The sequence below is a fragment of the Blautia sp. OF03-13 genome (assembly GCF_003460685.1).
Classification (GTDB): domain Bacteria; phylum Bacillota; class Clostridia; order Lachnospirales; family Lachnospiraceae; genus Fusicatenibacter; species Fusicatenibacter saccharivorans.
Genome location: NZ_QTVR01000010.1, coordinates 127,322 through 148,096, shown reverse-complemented (window position 1 = coordinate 148,096; position 20,775 = coordinate 127,322). Strand labels below are relative to the sequence as shown.

Genomic DNA, 20,775 nt, shown 5'->3' with positions numbered 1-20,775 from the left:
TTTCTCCTCGTTTTTCATACAGTTTTCTATTCTTTTTTCTGTCACAGGAATCAGCCCTTGACTGCTCCTGAAAACATTCCTTTGATTAAGGCCTTCTGGCCTACGATAAAGATGGAAATGGATGGAATGATAATCATTACCACACCCGCCAGCATCAGGGTAATCGACTGTGCATCGACGCTGTTCAGCATACTGATACCAATCTGTACGGTACGCTTGCTGTCCGAACCGGTGACCAGCAGCGGCCACATGTACATATTCCATGCATTGATAAAGGTGTAAACCGCCATTGCTCCCATTGCTGACTTTGTCAGCGGCATCAGGATTTTTACGATAAACCGCAGATTACCGCAGCCGTCCAGCTTCGCCGATTCATAAAGCGAAATCGGAAAGGTCATGTAGAACTGGCGGAACAGGAAAATTCCCATTGCAGAGGTAAGAGAAGGCAGGATCAGAACAATATAGGTATCGAGCAATCCGAGACTTCCTACTGTCAGATAATTGGAAATAATGGTTGCCTCACCCGGCACCATCATGGTCGCCATGACCAGCATAAACAGAACATTTTTTCCTTTGAAGTTCAGGAAAGAGAAGGCAAATGCCGCAAGAGAACACGTTACAATCTGACCCAGCGTAATGCTGCCCGCAACCAAAAATGAATTCAGGACAAAGCGTACCAGCGGAATTTTATGAAATGCTTCCACAAAATTTTCCAGTGTCGGATGTTTGGGAACGATATTCATTGCCATTGTGTATAACTCACCTGACGGCATAAATGCTACGCTGATGGTATAAAGCAGCGGAAACAGCATAAACAGGCAGACGATCAGGTTCATGGTAACCAACGCTGTTTTCTGAAGCATTTTCTTTCTTTTTGCTTTTGCATTCATTGCCAGATGCAGTGCCTGCAGCTCCTCTGCAGAATAAGTTTTTGGTCCGGCAATCGTAGTTGCTATCGTAGACATCAGTATTTTACTCCTCTCTTTTCCATGTGGAACATAACCAGGGTAAGCGCCATGACAATCAGAAACAAAACAACGGACTGTGCGGCTGCGCTTCCAAACCGGTAATTAAAAAACGCATCACGGTATATCGAATATACAATCAGGTTCGTGGATTCTCCCGGTCCTCCCTGTGTCAGGATTTTCACCTGTCCGAATGACTGGAATGCCTGAATAATGTTAACAACCAGTGTGTAGAACATGATCGGAGAAAGTCCCGGCAGTGTCAGCTTAAAAAATTTCTGTACTGCATTCGCTCCATCTACAGAAGCACGCTCATAAATCGAATCATCAATGTTTCCAAGTCCCGCCGAAAAATACAGGAAATTGATGCCACTGTTCAGCCATGCCGTGAGGACAGCCACACAGATCAGCGCATATTTCGGATCACTGACCCAGTTAATGCTCACATGCAGCAATTTGTTTACGATACCGATCGTGGGATTTAAAATAATCTTGAAAATCATGGCGCCTGAGCTCGATGCTACTGCCATTGGGAGTGCATAGGAAGTACTGAATACCCGGATTCCCGGGAAAGCCTTGCTGCAAAGAACTGCTCCCAGAAGGCCAAGCGCCATACTTCCGACTACAACAATCGCCACAAATTCCAGTGTAACCCAGAGACTGTTGTAAAAGGATGGATTCGATAATAAGCTTTTATAGTTGTCCAGTCCCACATACAATTTCGCTTCTCCAAGCTTATTTGTCTTATACAGGCTCAGATAAATGGTTTTAAAAAACGGATAAAACAGAAAGATGCTAAAGATCACCATACTCGGGATCAGATACATATAAACTTCTGCTCTTTTACACTTTTCGATTACTTTTTTCACTTTCTGCTCCTTCTTATGCTGTTGCACGTTCTTCTTTTTCAACCGGCCGAGATAAAATATTTTCTTCTGTAAACGGATCAAAGATCTGTGCTTTTTCCATATCTGCATACAATGTAATGCTTTCCTTTGCAGTAACCGGCACCTCGGAAGGCACTCTTGCTGTAATCAGATTTTTTCCGGTATTCATATGCAGATACGCTTCTGCACCTATCATCTCCCGCAGGTCAACAAATGCCTTCAACTGATTCTCTTTATAACAGATCCGATGTGCGGAAGCGGTTATTTCGTCCTGTAAATCCTCCGGTCTCAGGCCTAAGATCACCATTTTTCCGAGATAAGTGCGACGAAGCACCATTTCGTTCTCTCCTCTGGCACGAAGGGTAACTCCTCCGTCTCCTTCCAGATAAACCGCTCCGTTTCTTTCCGTCACCATCGTTTCCATAAAATTCATACTCGGAGCTCCGATAAAACCGGCCACAAATTTGTTTGCCGGATGGCGGTAAATCTGCTCCGGTGTATCCGCCTGCTGCACAACACCGTCTTTCATGACAATAATTTTTGTACCAAGCGTCATTGCCTCCGTCTGATCATGTGTAACATAAATCACCGTCGTTTTCAGTTCCTTATGTAATTTTGCCAGCTCCACCCGCATCTGTGCCCGCAGCTTCGCATCCAGATTCGAAAGCGGCTCATCCATTAAAAATGCTTTCGGCCGTCTCATAATTGCGCTTCCAATCGCAACTCTTTGTTTCTGACCGCCGGAAAGGGCTGCCGGTCTCCGGTCAAGTAAATGCTCAATTCCAAGCATTTTAGCTGCCTCATGTACCTTTTTATCAACTTCATCCTTGGGCTGTTTCCGGATTTTCAGAGAAAACGCCATGTTTTCATATACCGTCATATTCGGATAAAGCGCGTAGTTCTGAAATACCATCGAAAGATCGCGATCCTTTGCTTCTACATAATTACAAAGCTGTCCATCAATCCAGAGCTCCCCGCTCGTAATCTCCTCAAGACCGGCAATCATCCGAAGCGTCGTCGATTTTCCGCAGCCGGAAGGTCCAACAAAAATCACAAACTCCCGATCCGGTATTTCAAGCGAAAAATCCTGAACCGCATAATGTTCCTTATCATAAGATTTACAGACATTCTTCAACACAATATTTGACATTCGTTTTTCTTCCTCCTCGTCTTGTCGAGATTCATTATACCTTTCCTTCCGTAAAGCCCACTACCACCGCTTTGTAAAATACCCGTTAATAAAATAACCGGCTACTTTACAAAAATCTTTTACATTTTCTCTCATCTCCGTCTCCATCCCCTTCTTTTCCAGCCATTTTTCCAGATCACGCTTTGTAAAATCCCCGAAAATCACCCGCAAAACCAATTTTCAAAACGAGTTCTGAATAGCCATTCTTTTTCCCAATACCAGACAGATTATTTTTGACACAAAAAAAAACGCCGCAACTCTCAAAGCTGCAGCGCTTTCTCATCATAACATACCATATTCTTCTTTCATGTCAACGCAGTGGGCGCTCCCGCGCCCACGTCCGTGTCCGTCCAAACCTATTCCACCGGTTCTGCCGGCACAAACACCCTGCTGTTTTCCTGTTCTTTCGGTTTTTCCGCTCTTTCCGTTGCCTCCCTGCAGAAATACTCCTGTGAATTCACCAGCGTCTTTCCACGCTTATCCGGCTTTGTATACGTTCCGTCTGCCTGTAAAATACTGGCTTTCACATTATCCTTCATCTGGATATCAAGAATATGCATTACTTCTTTCTTGATCTGCTCATCCTCAACCGGGAACACAATCTCCACCCGTTTTTCCAGATTTCGCGGCATCCAGTCCGCGCTTCCCATAAACACCTCTTCATTTCCACCACTGTAGAAGTAGAAAATCCGCGCATGTTCCAGGAAATTGCCGACAATCGAGCGAACGGTAATATTCTCGCTGACACCTGGGATTCCAACCTTCAGGCAACAGATTCCCCGGATAATCAGGTCAATCTTTACTCCGGCTGCCGAAGCACTGTAAAGCGCCGCAATAATATCGCGGTCGCATAACGAGTTCATCTTCGCAATAATATGCGCTTTCTGTCCCTTCTTTGCGTGCTCCTCTTCCATCGCAATCAGATGCAGGAACCGGTCCTTCATCCAGAGCGGTGCAACAATCAGTTTGTTCCAGCGATCCGGCTCCGAATAGCCCGAAAGCATGTTAAATACTGCTGTTGCGTCCTCACCGATCTTTGCATTGCATGTCAGCAGGCCACAGTCCGTATACAGCTTTGCCGTAGAATCGTTATAGTTTCCCGTGCCAAGATGTACATATCTGCGAATGCCTGTCTCCTCGCGCCGAACCACCAGTGTGATCTTACTGTGTGTTTTCAGTCCCAGAAGACCATAAATTACATGGCATCCCGCCTTTTCCAGCATCTTCGCCCAGACAATATTGTTTTCTTCGTCAAACCGTGCCTTTAATTCCACCAGTACGGAAACCTGTTTGCCATTTTCCGCCGCCTGAGCCAGTGCTGCAATAATCGGAGAATTGCCGCTCACACGGTACAGCGTCTGTTTGATTGCCAGTACATCCGGATCCTTTGCTGCTTGTTGTACAAATTGCACGACCGGATCAAACGTCATATAAGGATGATGCAGTAAGATGTCTCCTTTTCGGATGTTTGTAAAAATGTCATCCTCATTCATCAGCGCCGGAACTGCTGCTGGAATGTATTTTGGAATTTTATACTCATCAAAGCCGTCGAGCCCATACATTTTCATTAAAAACGTCAGATCGAGCGGTCCCGGAATCCGGAACAGGTCGTCTTCATCGATGTCAAACTCTTTTTCCAGCATCTTCAGGAGCCGCTTATCCATCTTATCTTCCACTTCCAGACGGATCACTTCGCCCCACTGACGTTTTTTAAGCTGCTTCTGGATCTCTTTTAACAGGTCCGAAGCCTCATCCTCATCGATCGAAAGATCTGCATTTCGCATAACACGGTACGGATGCGCACAGACCACATCGTAGCTTAAGAACAGCTTTCCAATGTTCCGCTCGATGATCTCCTCCAGAAGAATCACATACCGCTGTCCCGTCTTTTCATCCTGCGGAAGCAGAATAAAACGCGGCAGTACCGAAGGAACCTGAACCGTCGCAAATTCCAGTTCTTTCTCTTTTTCCTTCTCCTTGCCTTTCTTCTCTTTCTTATCCTCTGCACGGCTCAGAAGCGAATCCTCTTTCTTCTGCACCAGTGCACCGATATTCAATGTTTTGTTCCGGATCAATGGGAACGGGCGGGCCGAATCCATGGCCATCGGGGTCAGAACCGGGTAAATGTTTTCCTCAAAATAGGAATCCACATACTCCGCCTGCTCCTTCGTCAGCTTCTCGTGCTCACTGATAATCGTAAGGCCAACGTGCTCCAGAGACGGAACCGCCGAGCGATTGTACGTATTGTACTGCAGCTGCACTAGCTCATGCGTCCGTTTGCTGATCTCGGTAAGCTGCTCCTTCGCATCCATGCCGGACAGATCCTTTTTCGTATAGTTTGCATGCACCTGGTCTTTTAGTGAAGCCACACGGACCATATAAAACTCATCCAGATTGGAGGAGGTAATGCTGATAAATTTCAGACGTTCAAACAGCGGAATACTCTTATCCCGCGCCTCGTTTAAAACACGCTCGTCGAAGCTGATCCAGCTCAACTCCCGGTTGCGGAAATATTCCGGTTTCTTATATGGTGCAATATCCATCTTTCTTCGCCTCCTTTTACATCTGCCGTTTCAGTTTGATGACCGGCTGTATGCTGAATACCTCATTGAAGAAATCTAATTTTTCCTGGCACAAACCTTGTTCAAGGGTAAAATCGCGGTTGACCGTGAGCGAAAGCTGCAGCTCGCGCTCCTTTAATGTGGCGCGGATCGCCTGAATCTTCTGCAAATGACTCCGGTCGAGCGCATTCGCCAGACGGACGATTGCGGTCAGTTCGGATACTGTCAGATACTGCTCGGCACTCAAGGACGATTCCATCACCAGCTCATCGTAGGACGGGAGCGTAACCGTGTTGTATCTTGCAATCAATGCCACCATCTCACGCTCAATGTGCGACAATCCGATGATTTCATTTGACATGATAATATTATAGGAAGAATCCGCCACATTATTGAAACTGATGTATTTTCCAACGTCATGCAGCATCACTGCCATCTGGAGAAGCAGCCGTTCGCGCTCTTTCATACCGTGCATCTTTTTCGTCGCATCAAACATGGCAAGCGCTGTCATCTCCAGGTTCTGGACATGCGGACGGTTCACTGCGTACCGTTTTCCGATATTTTTTGCCGCCATCAGAATATCATTTTCGAAATTATGACCGCCTTTCAGCAGTTTCATCTGCTCCGCATACTCGTATGCAATACCACGTGTCATATGCACGCCCGGAATCCAGATATGCTCCGCACCCATCATATCAATCAGACATTTATAAATCACAGCAGACGGATACATCAGTGAAGCGTTTTCCAGCGGAATACCAAGTTTTACGGCGAGCTCCATCGGTGACTGGCGGATAATTTTCTCATACCAGGTATTAAAGTTTTCGCGGGAAATGATTTTTGTCGTTTTTTCTTCAATGTTCTGATAAACACTGTCGGTGAAAACATCGCCGATCAGCATAATGTTTTCAATTTTGCGGTCTTTCAGATACATCTTTTTAAAGCTTGATACTTCGTTCCAGATCAGCTCCTCGACCATCTCTTCGTAATGTTCCGTCTCACTCTGAATTCCGGCAAGACGCTCGCGGATGCGAAGACTTCCCATGCGGATGTTCTGTGTTGTGACAAGTGCATCCTTGTCGAACAGGGAAATCTGAAAACTGCCACCGTCAAGATCGAGAATCGCAGTTCCCTTTTCAATGATCTTGTTAAAATTGTCCTCCATCGCCGCGAGCGCTTTATAGCTAAGAAAACGCTGCTCCGAGTTGGAGAGAACCGTGACAGAAAGACCGGTCAACTGATGAATTTTTCCAAGGACATAGAGACTGTTCGACGCCTCACTGATCGCACTGGATGCCGTTGCACGGTAATCGTCCACGCGATAGTCTTCCATAATCCGCACAAAATCTGCGAGTACACGGCACAGCTCTTCTTCCATTTCCGGGCGAATTTTTCCCAGCGTGTACGTATCTTTTCCAAGCTCCATCCGATGGCAGATCTTATCCACGCTTCGGATACCCTGCTTTTTGGAGATCTCGAAAATCTCCAGAATGACGTCGTAGCTGCCGATATCAATGGCAGCAAATGTGGAATACTGCATATATGCTTTTCCTCCTTCTTTTTCAAAGGATATCCCAAAAAGCCCGCTCCCAATACCAAGCGGACTTTTTGACCTTTTTCTTTTTACTGTTTTCCGAGCAGATAATCGATAAACTGCTGTGCGGTACGGCCGGAAAGACCGCCGTGGGACAGTTCCCATTTGTTCGCTTCTGCCAAAAGCTCTTCCTCACTCAGCGTCACGCCGTATCGTTCGGCCAGTGTGGAAACAATCTTCTGGAATTCTTTCTTATCCGGTGCACCAAAATAAATGCTGACGCCGAAACGGTATACCAGGGACAGCTTCTCCTGTACGGTGTCGGAAGTATGCATATCCTGTCTTGTTCCTTCTTTATCACTGTAATCCTCTTTAATCAGATGGCGACGATTGGAGGTTGCATAAATAAGAATATTGTCCGGACGTTTTTCCAGGCCTCCCTCAATGACAGCTTTCAGGTATTTGTACTCAATCTCAAACTCTTCAAAGGAAAGGTCATCCATGTAAATAATGAATTTATAATTTCTGTTTTTGATCTGTGCAATCAGCTCATTCAGATCCTGAAACTGATGCTTGTAAACCTCGATCATACGAAGTCCCTGATCGTAATATTCATTCAGGATGCCCTTGATGCTGGAGGATTTTCCGGTTCCGGCATCGCCAAAAAGCAGACAGTTGTTTGCTTTCTTGCCCTCGACAAACGCTTTCGTGTTGTCGATCAGCTTCTGCTTTGGAATTTCGTAGCCGACAAGATCAGAAAGGCGCACATCCGGAATGTTGGTAATCGGGATAATCTCAACGTTCTCTCCTGTATGCGCAATACGAAATGCCTTGTGAAGTCCCAGTTTTCCCACTCCGAAATCTTTGTAAAACTGAACCATATCAGCCATAAATTCATCTGCGGATGCAGCCTTTGCCAGACGGATGGCCAGCTCACAGATACGATCCCGGACTTCTTTGTTGAACAGTTTATTCGGACTGTCCGTGTTCTCATAGGAACTGATGACAGAGGCATCGCCGGACTCAAAAATTTCATCAAAAACACAGATATCAAAATCAAACAGTTCTTTGAAACGGACAAAGTCGTGTTTTGCCATCTGGTTGATGCTTCCCTCTACTTTTCCGACAATCTCGCACGAGGTAGAGAATGCATTTTCTTTGTTTACCAGCAGATACGTCAGATAATCATGCCAGAGATTTCCGGAGAAGCCGTAGCGGTTTGCCATCTCGACAAGGCGGTTCAGTGCCTCATAAAACTGCGGCTCATATGCGCTCATATTCTCACGGAACCGGCGGTCCTTCAGGGAAATCTGAGCATTGACCAGTTTTTTGTAGGTCTCCACCAGTATCGTCATATCGCGCAGTACCTCCCCCTCTGCGAAATCGCGGTAGAGGATACATTCTTCTATTCTAATCATCTTTTGTCTCTTCCTTCCTGTCATTTTTCATTTTATTTATGCGAAAAGGCCGCTTGGTACGGCCCTCTCTTCTGGATTAATAATTTCCGAAAATCCGGAATTTCGCGGATTCTGCCTGCAATCCGCGCAGTGCGTTTTTGACTGCCGGATCGCTTAAGTTCCCCTCGAAATCCACGAAGAAACGGTACTCCCATTTCCGCTGCGGAATCGGGCGGGACTCGATTTTGGTCATGTTCAGATCGTTGTAAATAAAATGTGCCAGTGCATTGTAAAGAGAACCGCTTTGATGCGGCAGTTCCATGCATACGCTGATTTTCTGTGCATCCTTTACAAAGCGTTTCTGACCGGAAATAATAACAAAGCGTGTCGTATTGCCCCGGGCGTCAAAAATGCCTTCTTTTAAGATCTGCAGTCCGAAGTGTTCTGCTGCATATGGGCTTCCGACGGCTGCCATCGTCAAATCACCGCTCTCAGATACTTCTTTTGCAGCGGCGGCCGTATTCAGTCGTTCCTCTGTTTTCCAGTTTTCATTGGAATCGAGAAAGCGGCGGCACTGGGCCAGTGCCTGCGGGTGGGAAATTACGGTACGGATTTCTTCGACTTTAGCTCCCGGCAGTGCCATCAGCACATGCTCCACCGGCAATTCCTGCTCACCGACGATATAGTGCGGATATTCCACCAGAAGATCATAAATATCGGATACAATGCCTGCTGTGGAGTTCTCGATCGGAAGCACAGCGTAATCAGCCTCGCCCTTTGTGATCGCCTCCATCGCCTCTTTCCAGGTGTCTACGTGGAAACTGGTGATCGTATCATCGAAAAATTCTTTCATGGCACCGAAGCTATAGGCGCCCTCCACACCCTGGAAGACAACTCTTCTGCCGTGCGTCGGGAGGTGGTCAACCTGTGTGTAATCGGTCATCTCCTCGCCGCCGTTCTCGGTCAGCAGCTGATACTGGCGCTTCCGGCTGATCGACATGATCTGCTGGAACAGCTCCTGGATGCCTTTTGTATTGAATGCATTTGTTCCCTCGCCTGTCAGCTTTTCCAGCTTCTGGCGCTCACGTTCCGCATCAAAAACGGCTTTTCCTGTCTCTATCTTGTACTGCGCAACCTCCGCCGTCAGCGCCATCCGGTGCTGGAACAGGCGGACGATCTCGTCATCGGTGGCATCGATCTCGTCGCGGATTTTTCCTAAGTCTAGCATATCTGGTCCTCCTGATACTCTGCATTTGTTGCAGATATCAATATTTTACTCCATCTCCGTTTAATTTACAAGAAAAGATCTTCCGAAATTCGGCTTTTGTACAATCTTTTTCCTTTTTGACTGCTATTTCACTTTATTTTTTCACATTTCATATTACTCTGCTTTTCGACCTTTTTCCTGCCATTTTTTATCTTGCATTTATCCTGTTTTTGTGTTAAGGTGGAACACAGAAAAAATAAGTTACTGTTCACTCAGCAGGGAAACACCTGCTGTTTCGCTGCGTAAGAAAGTGATTCAGGCGTGAGCAGCCCTCCTTTTGCGAAGCAAAACTTTAAATGAGGGCTGCGAATGTTACAGTTCGCAGGGAACCTGTGAACTGTAACAAAAATAAGGATCTTCATAGGAGGTAATATATGCGACACTTAATGAGTCCCCTTGATTTCTCGGTCGAAGAACTGGACCAGTTAATGGATCTGGCGAATGATATTGAAAAGAGCCGGAGAAATATGCACATGCCTGCGATGGCAAAAGACTTGCTACTTTATTTTATGAACCAAGCACACGCACCCGTCTCAGCTTTGAGGCTGCCATGATGAATCTTGGCGGTACTGTTCTTGGTTTTTCTTCTGCCAATTCTTCTTCCGCTTCCAAAGGCGAAAGCGTAGCCGACACCATCCGCGTGGTATCCTGCTTTGCAAACATTTGTGCCATGCGTCATCCGAAAGAAGGTGCTCCGCTCGTTGCATCGATGTACTCCCGTATTCCTGTGATCAACGCAGGTGATGGCGGACATCAGCATCCGACGCAGACTCTTACCGATCTTCTCACCATCCGTTCTTTAAAGGGTCGCCTGAACAATCTTACCATCGGCTTCTGCGGTGATCTTAAATTCGGCAGAACGGTTCATTCCCTGATTGAAGCGCTGGTTCGTTATACCGGCATTAAAATTGTATTAATCTCCCCGGAGGAGCTTCGTCTCCCGGATTACATCCGTGATGATGTGCTGCGCGCAAACAATGTTCCGTTTGAGGAAGTTATTAAAATGGAAGATGTTCTCCCGAAGCTGGATGTTCTTTATATGACCCGTGTCCAGAAAGAACGTTTCTTCAACGAGGATGATTACATCCGTATGAAGGATTTCTATATTCTGGATCAGTCCAAAATGGATCTTGCTTCTCCGGAAATGCTGGTTCTGCATCCGCTGCCGCGTGTCAATGAGATCTCCGTTGACGTGGATAACGACCCGCGCGCTGCTTACTTTAAACAGGTTCAGTACGGTGTTTATGCACGTATGGCCCTGATTCTGACGCTGCTGAACATCAAAGTCGATTAAGAAAGGAGCATCTTTCGCTATGCTGAACGTAGGACGTATTGAAGAGGGCTTCGTGCTCGACCATATTAAAGCAGGAAAGGCTATGACCATTTACCATGATCTGGGACTGGACAAGCTGGACTGTACCGTAGCCATTATTAAAAATGCCAAAAGTGAAAAAATGGGAAAAAAGGACATTCTGAAAGTTGAGTGTTCGGTTGATAAGATGGATCTTGACATCTTAGGCTTTATCGATCACAATATCACTGTCAATGTCATTAAAGACGGCGAGATTACGGAGAAAAAAGAACTTCATCTGCCGAAACAGGTGGTTGATGTGATTAAATGTAAAAACCCGCGCTGTATCACTTCTATTGAACAGGGATTAAAGCATGTCTTTATCCTGGCTGACCCGGAAAAAGAGGTTTACCGTTGCAAATACTGTGATGAGAAGTATACAGGAAACAGAAATAAATAAGAGCTGTACGGCAAAGCGCCCGGAACCACGTTCGGTTTCGGGCGCTTTCTTTTATCTTTCCTATGCAGTTTTTGCTTCTTTCGAACCGAGGCACACAATCAGCCAGCCGATGAAGGCCGCAAGAGATGCGCAGATCAGCATCGTGCCAATACCGGCTGCATCGATAAGCCAGCCGCCAAGCAGGGAGCTCATTACATTTCCTACGGTGATGGTCATCGCCATATATGCCTGTCCTTTAATCGAATCCTGCGGCTCCATGATACCATCCACGTAATAGACGCAGGCGACGTTGAGCAGCGCCCAGCCGAACATCTGGAACGGCTGAGCAGCGTAGTATGTCGGAATATTAAAGGCCAGGAAGGTTCCTATGCTTTTCAGGACAAAAAACAGGCCGGAGAGACGGAACCAGAAAACACTGCTCTTCTTTTTCAGCAGATAGCCGAACAGAAACATCGTTGGCAGCTCGGAAACTGCAGAGATGGTCATCGCATTTCCCATCTCACCGCTGCCACCACCTTTTGCCATTGCAATCTGATAATTGAAGCTGTTAATCAGGCTATGTGACATAAAGATCAGAATGCAGCCAAGCAGTACTACCACGAAGGACGGATACCGTTTCAGAAAATCGACCGGACCGGCTGCTCCTGTCTCTTCTTTTTCTGCTTCTGCTTTTTTCCTGTCCTTTTTAAACGGAAAGCGAAATACACAGATGAGGAAAAGAATGGTCAGTGCGATAGCCAGATCGGAATCATGTCTGCTCCAAAGGATGCGGTCAGCCGGCCGAGCAGCCATGATGCAATCGCATATGCAACGGAACCCATGCCGCGCCCGATTCCGTAATCAAGTTCCTCTCCCTGGCGGATCGTCTCCATACCAAGAGAATTAACGAACGGAATCATCAGCATCAGCATCGTAATGCTTGCGCCGTACAGCAGTGTCCTTACCACCATAGAACTGCTTTCTGCCGTTGCAGCAAGGGAAATGATAAGAACAAGCTGAATCAGGTTCGCTCCAAGGAGCATTGTTCGTACGGACGGGCTTTCCGGCCGATCTGCGTAGGATGCCAGCGCAGGCTGCAGAACCGCTGACACGATACAGCCAACTGCCGTCAGAAGGCCGATTTGTGTGTTTGTGAAGCCTTTTTCAAGAAGATAGACGCTGGCATACCCCATCAGTGCCGCGTATCCCATCCAGTAGCAGCCCTGTATCGTGCCGTAGCGCACGGACAGGTGTTTTTTCATGTTTTTGTCCCCCTTTTTCTACAACTTTACCCTTATCGTAGCGTATTCTACAGAAAATAGCAACTCAAAATCAACAATAAAACTATTTAGATTTTTTTCGAAATGCTTATTGACTTTTCGCTTTCCCTGTGATAAAAAGTATTTAGATAAATTTCTAATTAATTTGCATTCATACTGCCGGAAAGGAGGTTTTCATGGCATTCGCAGAAACGTTTAAAGCTCTCTCCGATCCTGTCCGGCGAAGGATTCTGGAGCTTCTGAAAAACGAAAGACTTTCTGCCGGGGAGATCGGATCGCACTTTGATATGACAGGTGCAACCATCTCCTACCATCTCGGTATTCTGAAAAAAGCAGACCTTGTGCTGGAATCCCGGGAGAAAAATTTTATTTATTATGAACTCAACACTTCCGTCCTGGAAGAAATCATGCTCTGGATTTCAGAGCTCAAAGGAGGCACTTCTGATGTGGAAAAAATATAAAACAACACTGATTCTGACAACACTCATTTCTCTTTTCCGATGGTGATCGGACTTCTGCTCTGGAATCGCATGCCGGACACCATTGCCACCCATTTTGGCACAAACAACGTTCCCAACGGCTGGAGCAGTAAAACGATGGCAGTGATCGGTATTCCTCTGTTTCTTGCCGCTCTGCAGATTTTTACCGCTGTTCTCACTTTTTCTGATCCGAAGCGGCAGAACATCGGTCCGAAGATGATCCGTCTTGTTCTGTGGATCATACCCATAACCTCCCTGATCGTCTGCTGTTGCATCTATGCAAACGCAGTCGGCATCGCAGTTGATATCGGTTTTGTTAGCAATGGGATTGTCGGCCTTCTCTTTATTCTCATCGGCAATTACATGCCAAAATGCAAACAGAACTACACAACCGGCATCAAAGTTCCATGGACCCTTCACAGTCAGGAAAACTGGAACCGCACTCACCGCCTCGCCGGCTGGATTTGGATCATCGGCGGCGTTGCCATGATCGTAAACAGCTTTCTGCAGCTTGAATGGATTTTATTTCTCACGATCGCAGCGCTGGTTTTGATTCCGATCGGATATTCCTTTCTCCTGTTTCAAAAAGGAATCTAAACCCGGAGAATTTTTTATAAGAAAATTCAACGAAGTTTCCTGTTTAAAAAAGCTTCTGTTCTTCCCTTTTTCCGGGAGGAACAGAAGCTTTTTTATTTCGCGATTTTTATATCTATAAGGAAATGATTCCTATTTTTATACTTATTCTATTGGATGCAGATTTTTCAATGATACATCAAGAATCGGTGCAGAATGCGTCAGTGCACCGCTGGAAACATAGTCTACGCCGGTGTCGAGGATAGTGGCGATATTTTCTTTTGTCACATTTCCGGAGCACTCGGTTTTTGCTCTGCCGTTGATGACGGCTACCGCCTCTTTCATCTGCGCCGGAGTCATATTGTCGAGCATGATAATGTCGGCACCTGCATCTGCTGCTTCGCGGACCATATCAATATTTTCGCACTCGACTTCAATCTTACGCACAAACGGAGCATAATCGCGTGCCATCTCGATCGCTTTTGTGACACTGCCTGCAGCTCCAATATGGTTGTCCTTTAACAGAACGCCGTCGGACAGATTGTAGCGGTGATTCTGGCCGCCACCGATTTTGACTGCATATTTTTCAAAAATACGCATATTCGGGGTCGTTTTTCTGGTATCGAGAAGGGTCGTTTTGGAACCTTCGAGCAGCTTCGCAACGCTTCTCGTATACGTTGCGATTCCGCTCATCCGCTGCAGATAATTGAGCGCGGTTCTTTCACCGGACAGCAGAACGCGGATATCACCGTTTACCGTTGCCAGCAGATCGCCTTTTTTGACTTCATCGCCGTCTTTCACATACGGAATAATCTCGGTTTGCTCATCGAGCAAGGTAAATACTCTTGCAAAAACTTCCATGCCGGCAATAACGCCGTCCTGTTTACAGAGCAGCTGTACCGTTCCCTGGCATGCTTTTGGCATCACGGCGTTTGTCGTTACATCCTCGCTGGAAATGTCCTCCTGCAGTGCAAGCAGCAGCAGATTATCCACATTTAGTGTTCTTGTGATTGGATTCATATTCGTCTTCCTTTCTGATCGCATCCCAGATGCTCTCTTTGCAGCGTTCTGCATATTCTTCCATATTCTGGTAATCTTCTTTTCTAATATCGTACCGTTTTTCCAGGAGCTTCCACTCGTCTTCGTCCGGCTCGCCCGCCGTTTCTCTGCGGCCTGCGTTCTCTGTAGGACCATCTGCGACCAATTCGGCAGCAATCTTCTTTGCCGCACGCTCTGCAAATACCAGGCTCTCCAGCAGAGAATTGCTAGCCAGACGGTTTGCACCGTGCACGCCATTACAGCTCGTCTCACCTGCTGCATACAAATGATCCATCGTCGTTTCGCTATTGCTGTCTACCTTGACGCCGCCCATAAAGTAATGCTGTGCCGGTACAACCGGAATCGGTTCTTTCGTAATATCATATCCTTCTTCCAGGCATTTCTGGTAAATATTCGGGAACCGTTCTTTTACATCGAGCGGAATCGGTTTCAGGGAAAGCCATACGTGCTTCGTGTGATCCTTTTCCATCTGGCGGTGAATCTCACGGGATACCACGTCACGCGGCTGCAGCTCATCGGTGAAACGCTCACCGTTTTTATCGAGCAAAACAGCGCCCTCTCCGCGGACAGATTCGGAAATCAGGAAACGGCGGCCTTTCTTTTGGGAATACAGCGTTGTTGGATGAATCTGTACGTAATTGACATTTTTCAGTGCTACGTTCCTGTGGATTGCAATTGCAAGTGCATCTCCGGTCAGATGCGGAAAGTTCGTGGAATTATCATAAATTCCGCCGATGCCACCGCATGCCCAGATCACATCCCTGGTATAAACCGGAATCAGCTTTCCTTCTTCATCCCGGATCAGAACACCCTCGCAGACATTTTTGCGTGAAAGAATATCACACATTTCCGTGTGCGCAAGAAGCGTCACGTTCGGCAGCTTTTTTACCTGCGCGAGAAGTTTGCTCGTAATCTCCTTTCCGGTTACATCGTCGTGGAACAGGATGCGGTTGGTAGAATGTGCGCCTTCTTTCGTATAACAGAGTTCTCCGTTCTCATCGCGACGGAAATCCACACCCCAGGCGATAAGCTGATTGATGACATTCTGGGAAGAACGGATCATAATGTCGACGGATTCCGGCGTATTTTCATAGTGGCCGGCATGCATCGTATCCTCATAGAACGCATCGTAATCGCTCTCGTTTTTCAGAACACAGATACCGCCCTGTGCGAGGAAGGAGTCGCTGTCCTCGGTATCTGCTTTTGTTATCATCAGAATATCGGCTTCCTGGGGCAGATGAAGTGCCGCAAAACATCCTGCCACACCGCATCCTACAATCACTGCATCATAATACTTTTTCATTTCATTTCCTCTTTTCCGCTTCTGCGTTCTGCTTATTTTGTTACTTTGCAAGCTCGAGCATTCTTAACAGCGGCGCATGTGCGTCTGAAATTTCCTGTTCGCTTAACAGAACTTCATTCTCCTCGTTTTCCAGTGCTTCTATTAATTTGTCCAATGTCACTTTTTTCATATTTGGGCAGATCTGCGTATTTCCCACTGCATAAAACTTCTTATCCGGGCAGCGCTTTTTCAGCTCTGCGAAAACGCCAAGCTCGGTTGCAACGAGAAACTCGGTATCTTTACTTGCCTCGGCATATTTGATGATGCCTGCGGTGCTTCCGACGTAATCGGCAAGTGCAACGACCTCACTTCTGCACTCCGGATGGACGAGAAGCTTTGCCTGCGGACGCGCTTCCTTTGCAGTCTTTGCAGCTTCCGGACGGATGGCAGCATGTACGTGGCAGAAACCGTCATTTAAGATGATATGTTTCTCCGGCACCTGCTCAGCCACATAGGTACCAAGGTGCTCGTCGGGGATAAAGAAAATGTCGTGGTTCGGCAGTTCTTTTACAATTTTCACTGCATTGGAGGATGTGACACAGACGTCGGAATGACTTTTTAATTCCGCGGTGGAATTGACATAGCATACGACAGCCACATCCGGGTACTCTTTCCGGACTTCCTCGATTTTTTCAATCGCTGCCATGTGAGCCATCGGGCAGTCGGCATGCAGATCCGGGAGCAGTACTTTTTTGCCCGGGTTTAAGATTTTGGCGCTCTCACCCATGAAACGAACGCCGCAGAGAACGATAACACTGGCGTCCACTTTCGTCGCCATGTCGCTTAAGTAATACGAATCTCCGATGTAATCGGCAATTTCCTGCACTTCATCCGGCACGTAATAGTGTGCATGATGACGGCGTTTTTTTCTTTCTTTAATGCTTCCAGCTTTTCTCTTCTGGTATCCATTGGTTTTGTTTCCTTCCTATTTTTACTATCACGATTCAGAACCCTGAATCGTGATATTTTTTTTAACACTTTAGCGCTTAGTATACCACAACTTTTGTCATGTGACAAGACAGTTGTAATATCCATTGTCCATTTTTTTCTTTCCTGCCTTTCCCTTCCCTGTGGTCTATCATAGGAAGTACTTGTCTAAGATATAAAAATCTGTGACGCAGTAATTCACGCTCTGCAGCGCTGAAGTTTTGCATTATTTTCTGGGATTGCTATAAAAACACCCGGAAGTTTGACGGTTGAATAATGATCCACAAAAAAAACGGCCACAATACCCATATTTACTGGGTTTGTAACCGTTTTATCACCTTACAGCTTCAAAGATGGGATTCTATCATTTCACCTCTGATATGTCACTATTTACAATTTCTTCCGCCGTATATTCTTCTATTTCTGTCTTTGTCACCTGTTTGATCTGCTTTTTTTTCAGATGCAGATATACGAATTCCCGAAAAATAGTATAGAACACGGAAAGCAACGGAATGAAAACAAGCATACCTACAATTCCCATAAGGTTTCCGCCGATCGTAACTGCTGCAAGAACCCAGATCGATGGAAGCCCTACAGACTCACCTACAACATGAGGATAGATCAGATTTCCCTCGATCTGCTGCAGCACCAGAAATACTATAATAAATAAAATTGCCTGTTTCGGATTTACCATAAAGATCAAAAAGCTTCCCACCGCACACCCGATGAAGGCTCCGAAAATCGGGATCAATGCCGTAAACGCAATTAAAACTCCGATCAAAAGTGCATATGGCATCCTCAAAATGCTCAATATAACAACAAACATACCGCCAAGGATCACGGCTTCCAGGCACTGACCTGTAAGAAAATTTGCAAATGTCCGATAGGTCAGAGAGCATACTTTAAAAAAAACATCTGCTTTTTCCTTTGGAAGAAAAGCGAAAAATACTTTTCGAATCTGCACCTGCAGCGTTTCCTTCTGAAAAAGGACATAACAGGCAAATGAAAATGCAACAAAAAAAGCTGCCACTCCACTAACAATGGAACCCACTGCTGACATTGTGGTATTCATCATATTTCCTGCGCCATTTCCAAGCAGGCTTATCCCCCACTTGATCGCCTGATCCGGATTAAACTGTACCTGATCTACAAGCTTCATGATTTCCTGGTTATTATGGGAAAACTCCCGGATCCAGCTTTGCATCTGCGGAATAAAATCAGCGATACTCATCATCAGGGTTCCTATTGTCCGCGTAAGCTGCGGAATCACACCAAACATCACCAGTACAATCACGCCAACCGCAAATACGATCGTGAGGAACAGGCTTATCGGTCTTGCCAGTTTTTCGACTATCTTATTTTCTTTTTTTGCCCTTCCAAAAATTTTCTTTTCCAAAAAGCTCATTGGCACGTTGGTCACAAATGCGATCGCTCCGCCAAGTACAAATGGAAATACGATCCCCCATATTGCTTTCAACACATCGAGTACCACATTAAACTTCCACAGTGCGACCACAAGAAATGCTGTAAACACAATAAGTTCCCGGATTTTTTTTACAGATTTTTTACTTATATCCACTATCATTCTCCTCTTTTTCTTAATTTCATGCGTATCCATTTAAGCAACTGAATAATCGGAAGACTTGCAAACGCAAATTTTCAAACTTAAATTACTCCCCTTTATTAGACCTAATCGTATAACAGAATCGGTACCTCTGTCAAGATTTTTGAAATTATATTTAAAGTGTAAAAAGATATAGTCGCCATTTTCTTTCTTGCCTTTTCCCTTCCCTATGGTCTATAATAGAAAGTACTTGTCTAAGATACGAAATTGCTGATAAAGGAGCATTCTATATGAACAAAAAGGAAATTGCCGAAATTAAAAAACTGTTTACCCCATCCCACTGTGCGATCACGCGAATCTGCGGATGCTATGTGGATGCGGAAAAGAATATTAAGACAAAATTAAAAGAAGCGTTTCTCTCTCTCGAAGAGGAAGAAATGTTTAAGTATTTTAAGATTTTTAAAAGCACCCTCTCCGGTACCATCGGAAAGAATCTGCTGAATATGGAGTTCCCGCTCTCCCAGGAAAGTGAGGGCGGCACACAGGAGTTTCTCTTAAAACTCCGCAACAGTGAGCTGAAGGACGAAGCGCTGATTGATGAATTTTATGAAAAGGTGATGGCGGATTATCTCTATCCGGAAAACTACTATATTATTCTGATCCATGGTGCCTACGATGTACCGGGACGCGCTTCGGATAATCTGGATATGGACGATGCTTCCGATTACGTCTATGAATTTATCCTCTGCAGCATCTGCCCGGTAAAACTCGACAAACCGGGTCTCTGCTACAATGTGTCCCACAATACGATTGAAAACCGCGTGCAGGACTGGGTGGTCGGCGCACCGGAAAACGGTTTTCTCTTCCCGGCCTTCACAGACCGCAACACGGATATCCACAATCTGCTGTATTTCACGAAAAACGCAGAGATGGATCAGCCGGACTTTCTCGACCACTTCCTGGGCTGTCAGGCGCCGCTTTCCGCGAAATCTCAGAAAGAAACGTTTCAGTCTATTATAGAAGAAACTCTCGATTCCGCCTGTGATTTTTCTACTGTTATGACCATTCAGGAGAACTTAAATACCATGATTGAAGAGCGGAAAGACGATCCGGAACCGGTGGTGCTCGATAAACACGAGGTAAAACGTCTGCTCGCCAGCAGCGGCGTACCGAATGAACAGCTTGACGAGTTCGACGAGAAGTACGAATCCATTGCGGATGAGAAAGCAAGCTTCGTTGCCTCGAACGTGGCCAGTACACGGAACTACGAGATCCGCACCCCGGATGTTATCATCAAAGTCAGCCCGGAAAAGGCCCAGCTCATCGAAACCCGTACGATCGACGGAACACCGTATATTCTGATCGAGGCAGCCGATGAAGTGGAAATCAACGGAATTCTTTTAAAACCGTCACGGCCATCCGATGCGGATGATACCGAATTTTAACAGCCAAATGACAACGAGTCTTTCTCATTGTCCGAAAAAAAAAGCGGCAGTCCCAGACAAAAGGGCTGCCGCTTTTTCTTCCTTTTATTTATGCTTAGCAGAGTGCTTTTCCAAGTGCAATGCATGCTGCCTCAGCTTCATCATCTGGCGCGTCTGCGCAGATCACGCTGTCGCATACCAGCTCGGCGCCATCATTTTTGCAGCTTTCTTCCCAGGTGCGCATCCACTCGCCGTCTCCCCATCCATAGGAACCGAACAGAGCGATTTTCTTTCCGGAGAGTTTGGATTCACATGCGGAGAACATTGGCTCGAACTCGGTATCTTCCAGCTCTTCTGCCCCCATAGCCGGGCATCCGAAAGCGATTGCATCGTATGCATCTACATCATCCGCAGAGAAATCTGCGCAAGTCAGAACAGAAACTTCTGCGCCTGCCTCTTTTGCTCCCTCTGCTACTTTCTGTGCCATCATTTCTGTGTTGCCGGTTCCACTCCAATAAACTACTGCTACTTTGCTCATGTTTCAAATCCTTCTTTCTTTATTTTCTGATTCCGGGGGATTTTTCTTTCCCCGATCCT

18 protein-coding genes and 1 pseudogene are annotated in these 20,775 nt (G+C 46.1%); 5 read left to right on the top strand and 14 right to left on the bottom strand.

The window, feature by feature from the left end; genetic code table 11:
• Positions 1-50 precede the first annotated feature (50 nt).
• From DXA55_RS09850 to pheA, 7 genes are all read right to left on the bottom strand, one after another.
• A complete protein-coding gene (locus DXA55_RS09850; protein WP_416388109.1) occupies positions 51-863 on the bottom strand; it encodes a carbohydrate ABC transporter permease in 813 nt (270 codons plus the stop codon).
• A gap of 101 nt (positions 864-964) precedes the next feature.
• On the bottom strand, positions 965-1,792 hold the full coding sequence (locus DXA55_RS09845; protein WP_117814019.1) for a carbohydrate ABC transporter permease: 828 nt from the start codon (positions 1,790-1,792) through the stop codon (positions 965-967).
• A 55-nt stretch (positions 1,793-1,847) separates the two neighbouring features.
• The gene (locus tag DXA55_RS09840; RefSeq protein WP_117813997.1) at positions 1,848-3,002 is read right to left on the bottom strand and encodes an ABC transporter ATP-binding protein; all 1,155 of its coding nucleotides are present in this window, start codon (positions 3,000-3,002) and stop codon (positions 1,848-1,850) included.
• Positions 3,003-3,397: 395 nt separating this feature from the next.
• Positions 3,398-5,584, bottom strand: coding sequence for an RNA degradosome polyphosphate kinase (locus DXA55_RS09835; protein WP_117813995.1), 2,187 nt, complete (start codon positions 5,582-5,584; stop codon positions 3,398-3,400).
• 16 nt (positions 5,585-5,600) lie between these two features.
• The gene (locus DXA55_RS09830) at positions 5,601-7,142 is read right to left on the bottom strand and encodes a Ppx/GppA phosphatase family protein (RefSeq protein ID WP_117813993.1); all 1,542 of its coding nucleotides are present in this window, start codon (positions 7,140-7,142) and stop codon (positions 5,601-5,603) included.
• 83 nt (positions 7,143-7,225) lie between these two features.
• A complete protein-coding gene (locus DXA55_RS09825; RefSeq protein ID WP_117813991.1) occupies positions 7,226-8,554 on the bottom strand; it encodes an ATP-binding protein in 1,329 nt (442 codons plus the stop codon).
• Between the two features lie 76 nt (positions 8,555-8,630).
• Positions 8,631-9,761 carry a prephenate dehydratase gene (pheA, locus tag DXA55_RS09820; protein WP_117813989.1) on the bottom strand — a complete coding sequence of 377 codons (1,131 nt, stop codon included), beginning with the start codon at positions 9,759-9,761 and terminating at the stop codon, positions 8,631-8,633.
• Positions 9,762-10,174: 413 nt separating this feature from the next.
• Between pheA and pyrB the strand changes: the two are divergent.
• Positions 10,175-11,094, top strand: a pseudogene (gene pyrB, locus DXA55_RS09815) (aspartate carbamoyltransferase).
• A gap of 19 nt (positions 11,095-11,113) precedes the next feature.
• On the top strand, positions 11,114-11,551 hold the full coding sequence (locus DXA55_RS09810; protein ID WP_022462761.1) for an aspartate carbamoyltransferase regulatory subunit: 438 nt from the start codon (positions 11,114-11,116) through the stop codon (positions 11,549-11,551).
• A 60-nt stretch (positions 11,552-11,611) separates the two neighbouring features.
• On the opposite strand, the gene DXA55_RS09805 is transcribed toward DXA55_RS09810, so the two are convergent.
• Positions 11,612-12,343 (bottom strand): MFS transporter, encoded by a 732-nt coding sequence (locus DXA55_RS09805; RefSeq protein ID WP_117813987.1) that lies wholly within the window; start codon positions 12,341-12,343, stop codon positions 11,612-11,614.
• Positions 12,277-12,792 carry an MFS transporter gene (locus DXA55_RS09800; RefSeq protein WP_117814017.1) on the bottom strand — a complete coding sequence of 172 codons (516 nt, stop codon included), beginning with the start codon at positions 12,790-12,792 and terminating at the stop codon, positions 12,277-12,279. The genes DXA55_RS09805 and DXA55_RS09800 overlap by 67 nt, the downstream gene beginning before the upstream one ends.
• Positions 12,793-12,986: 194 nt before the next feature.
• On the opposite strand from DXA55_RS09800, the gene DXA55_RS09795 reads away from it, so the two are divergent.
• Complete coding sequence (locus DXA55_RS09795) at positions 12,987-13,271, top strand: autorepressor SdpR family transcription factor (RefSeq protein WP_055222119.1); 285 nt, start codon at positions 12,987-12,989, stop codon at positions 13,269-13,271.
• A gap of 69 nt (positions 13,272-13,340) precedes the next feature.
• Positions 13,341-13,886, top strand: a complete 546-nt coding sequence (locus DXA55_RS09790; RefSeq protein ID WP_242998462.1) for an SdpI family protein — start codon at positions 13,341-13,343, stop codon at positions 13,884-13,886.
• 141 nt (positions 13,887-14,027) lie between these two features.
• Here the strand turns inward: DXA55_RS09790 and nadC are convergent, their stop codons facing one another.
• The 4 genes from nadC to DXA55_RS09770 all read right to left on the bottom strand — a co-directional run bounded on the left by nadC (position 14,028) and on the right by DXA55_RS09770 (position 18,769).
• Positions 14,028-14,882: a carboxylating nicotinate-nucleotide diphosphorylase gene (nadC, locus tag DXA55_RS09785; RefSeq protein ID WP_117813985.1), complete on the bottom strand. Its 855-nt coding sequence runs from the start codon at positions 14,880-14,882 to the stop codon at positions 14,028-14,030.
• A complete protein-coding gene (locus DXA55_RS09780) occupies positions 14,848-16,224 on the bottom strand; it encodes an L-aspartate oxidase (protein ID WP_117813983.1) in 1,377 nt (458 codons plus the stop codon). Before DXA55_RS09780 ends, nadC begins: the two co-directional genes overlap by 35 nt.
• Positions 16,225-16,264: 40 nt before the next feature.
• Positions 16,265-17,101 carry a quinolinate synthase NadA gene (nadA, locus tag DXA55_RS09775; protein ID WP_334294854.1) on the bottom strand — a complete coding sequence of 279 codons (837 nt, stop codon included), beginning with the start codon at positions 17,099-17,101 and terminating at the stop codon, positions 16,265-16,267.
• A 453-nt stretch (positions 17,102-17,554) separates the two neighbouring features.
• A complete protein-coding gene (locus tag DXA55_RS09770) occupies positions 17,555-18,769 on the bottom strand; it encodes an AI-2E family transporter (protein ID WP_242998461.1) in 1,215 nt (404 codons plus the stop codon).
• Between the two features lie 275 nt (positions 18,770-19,044).
• On the opposite strand from DXA55_RS09770, the gene DXA55_RS09765 reads away from it, so the two are divergent.
• Entirely contained in the window at positions 19,045-20,199 is a 1,155-nt protein-coding gene (locus tag DXA55_RS09765; RefSeq protein WP_022462754.1) for a DUF4317 domain-containing protein, read from the top strand.
• A 94-nt stretch (positions 20,200-20,293) separates the two neighbouring features.
• Here DXA55_RS09765 and DXA55_RS09760 read toward each other — a convergent pair whose 3' ends face one another.
• Positions 20,294-20,716: a flavodoxin gene (locus DXA55_RS09760; protein ID WP_022462753.1), complete on the bottom strand. Its 423-nt coding sequence runs from the start codon at positions 20,714-20,716 to the stop codon at positions 20,294-20,296.
• Positions 20,717-20,775 lie beyond the last annotated feature (59 nt).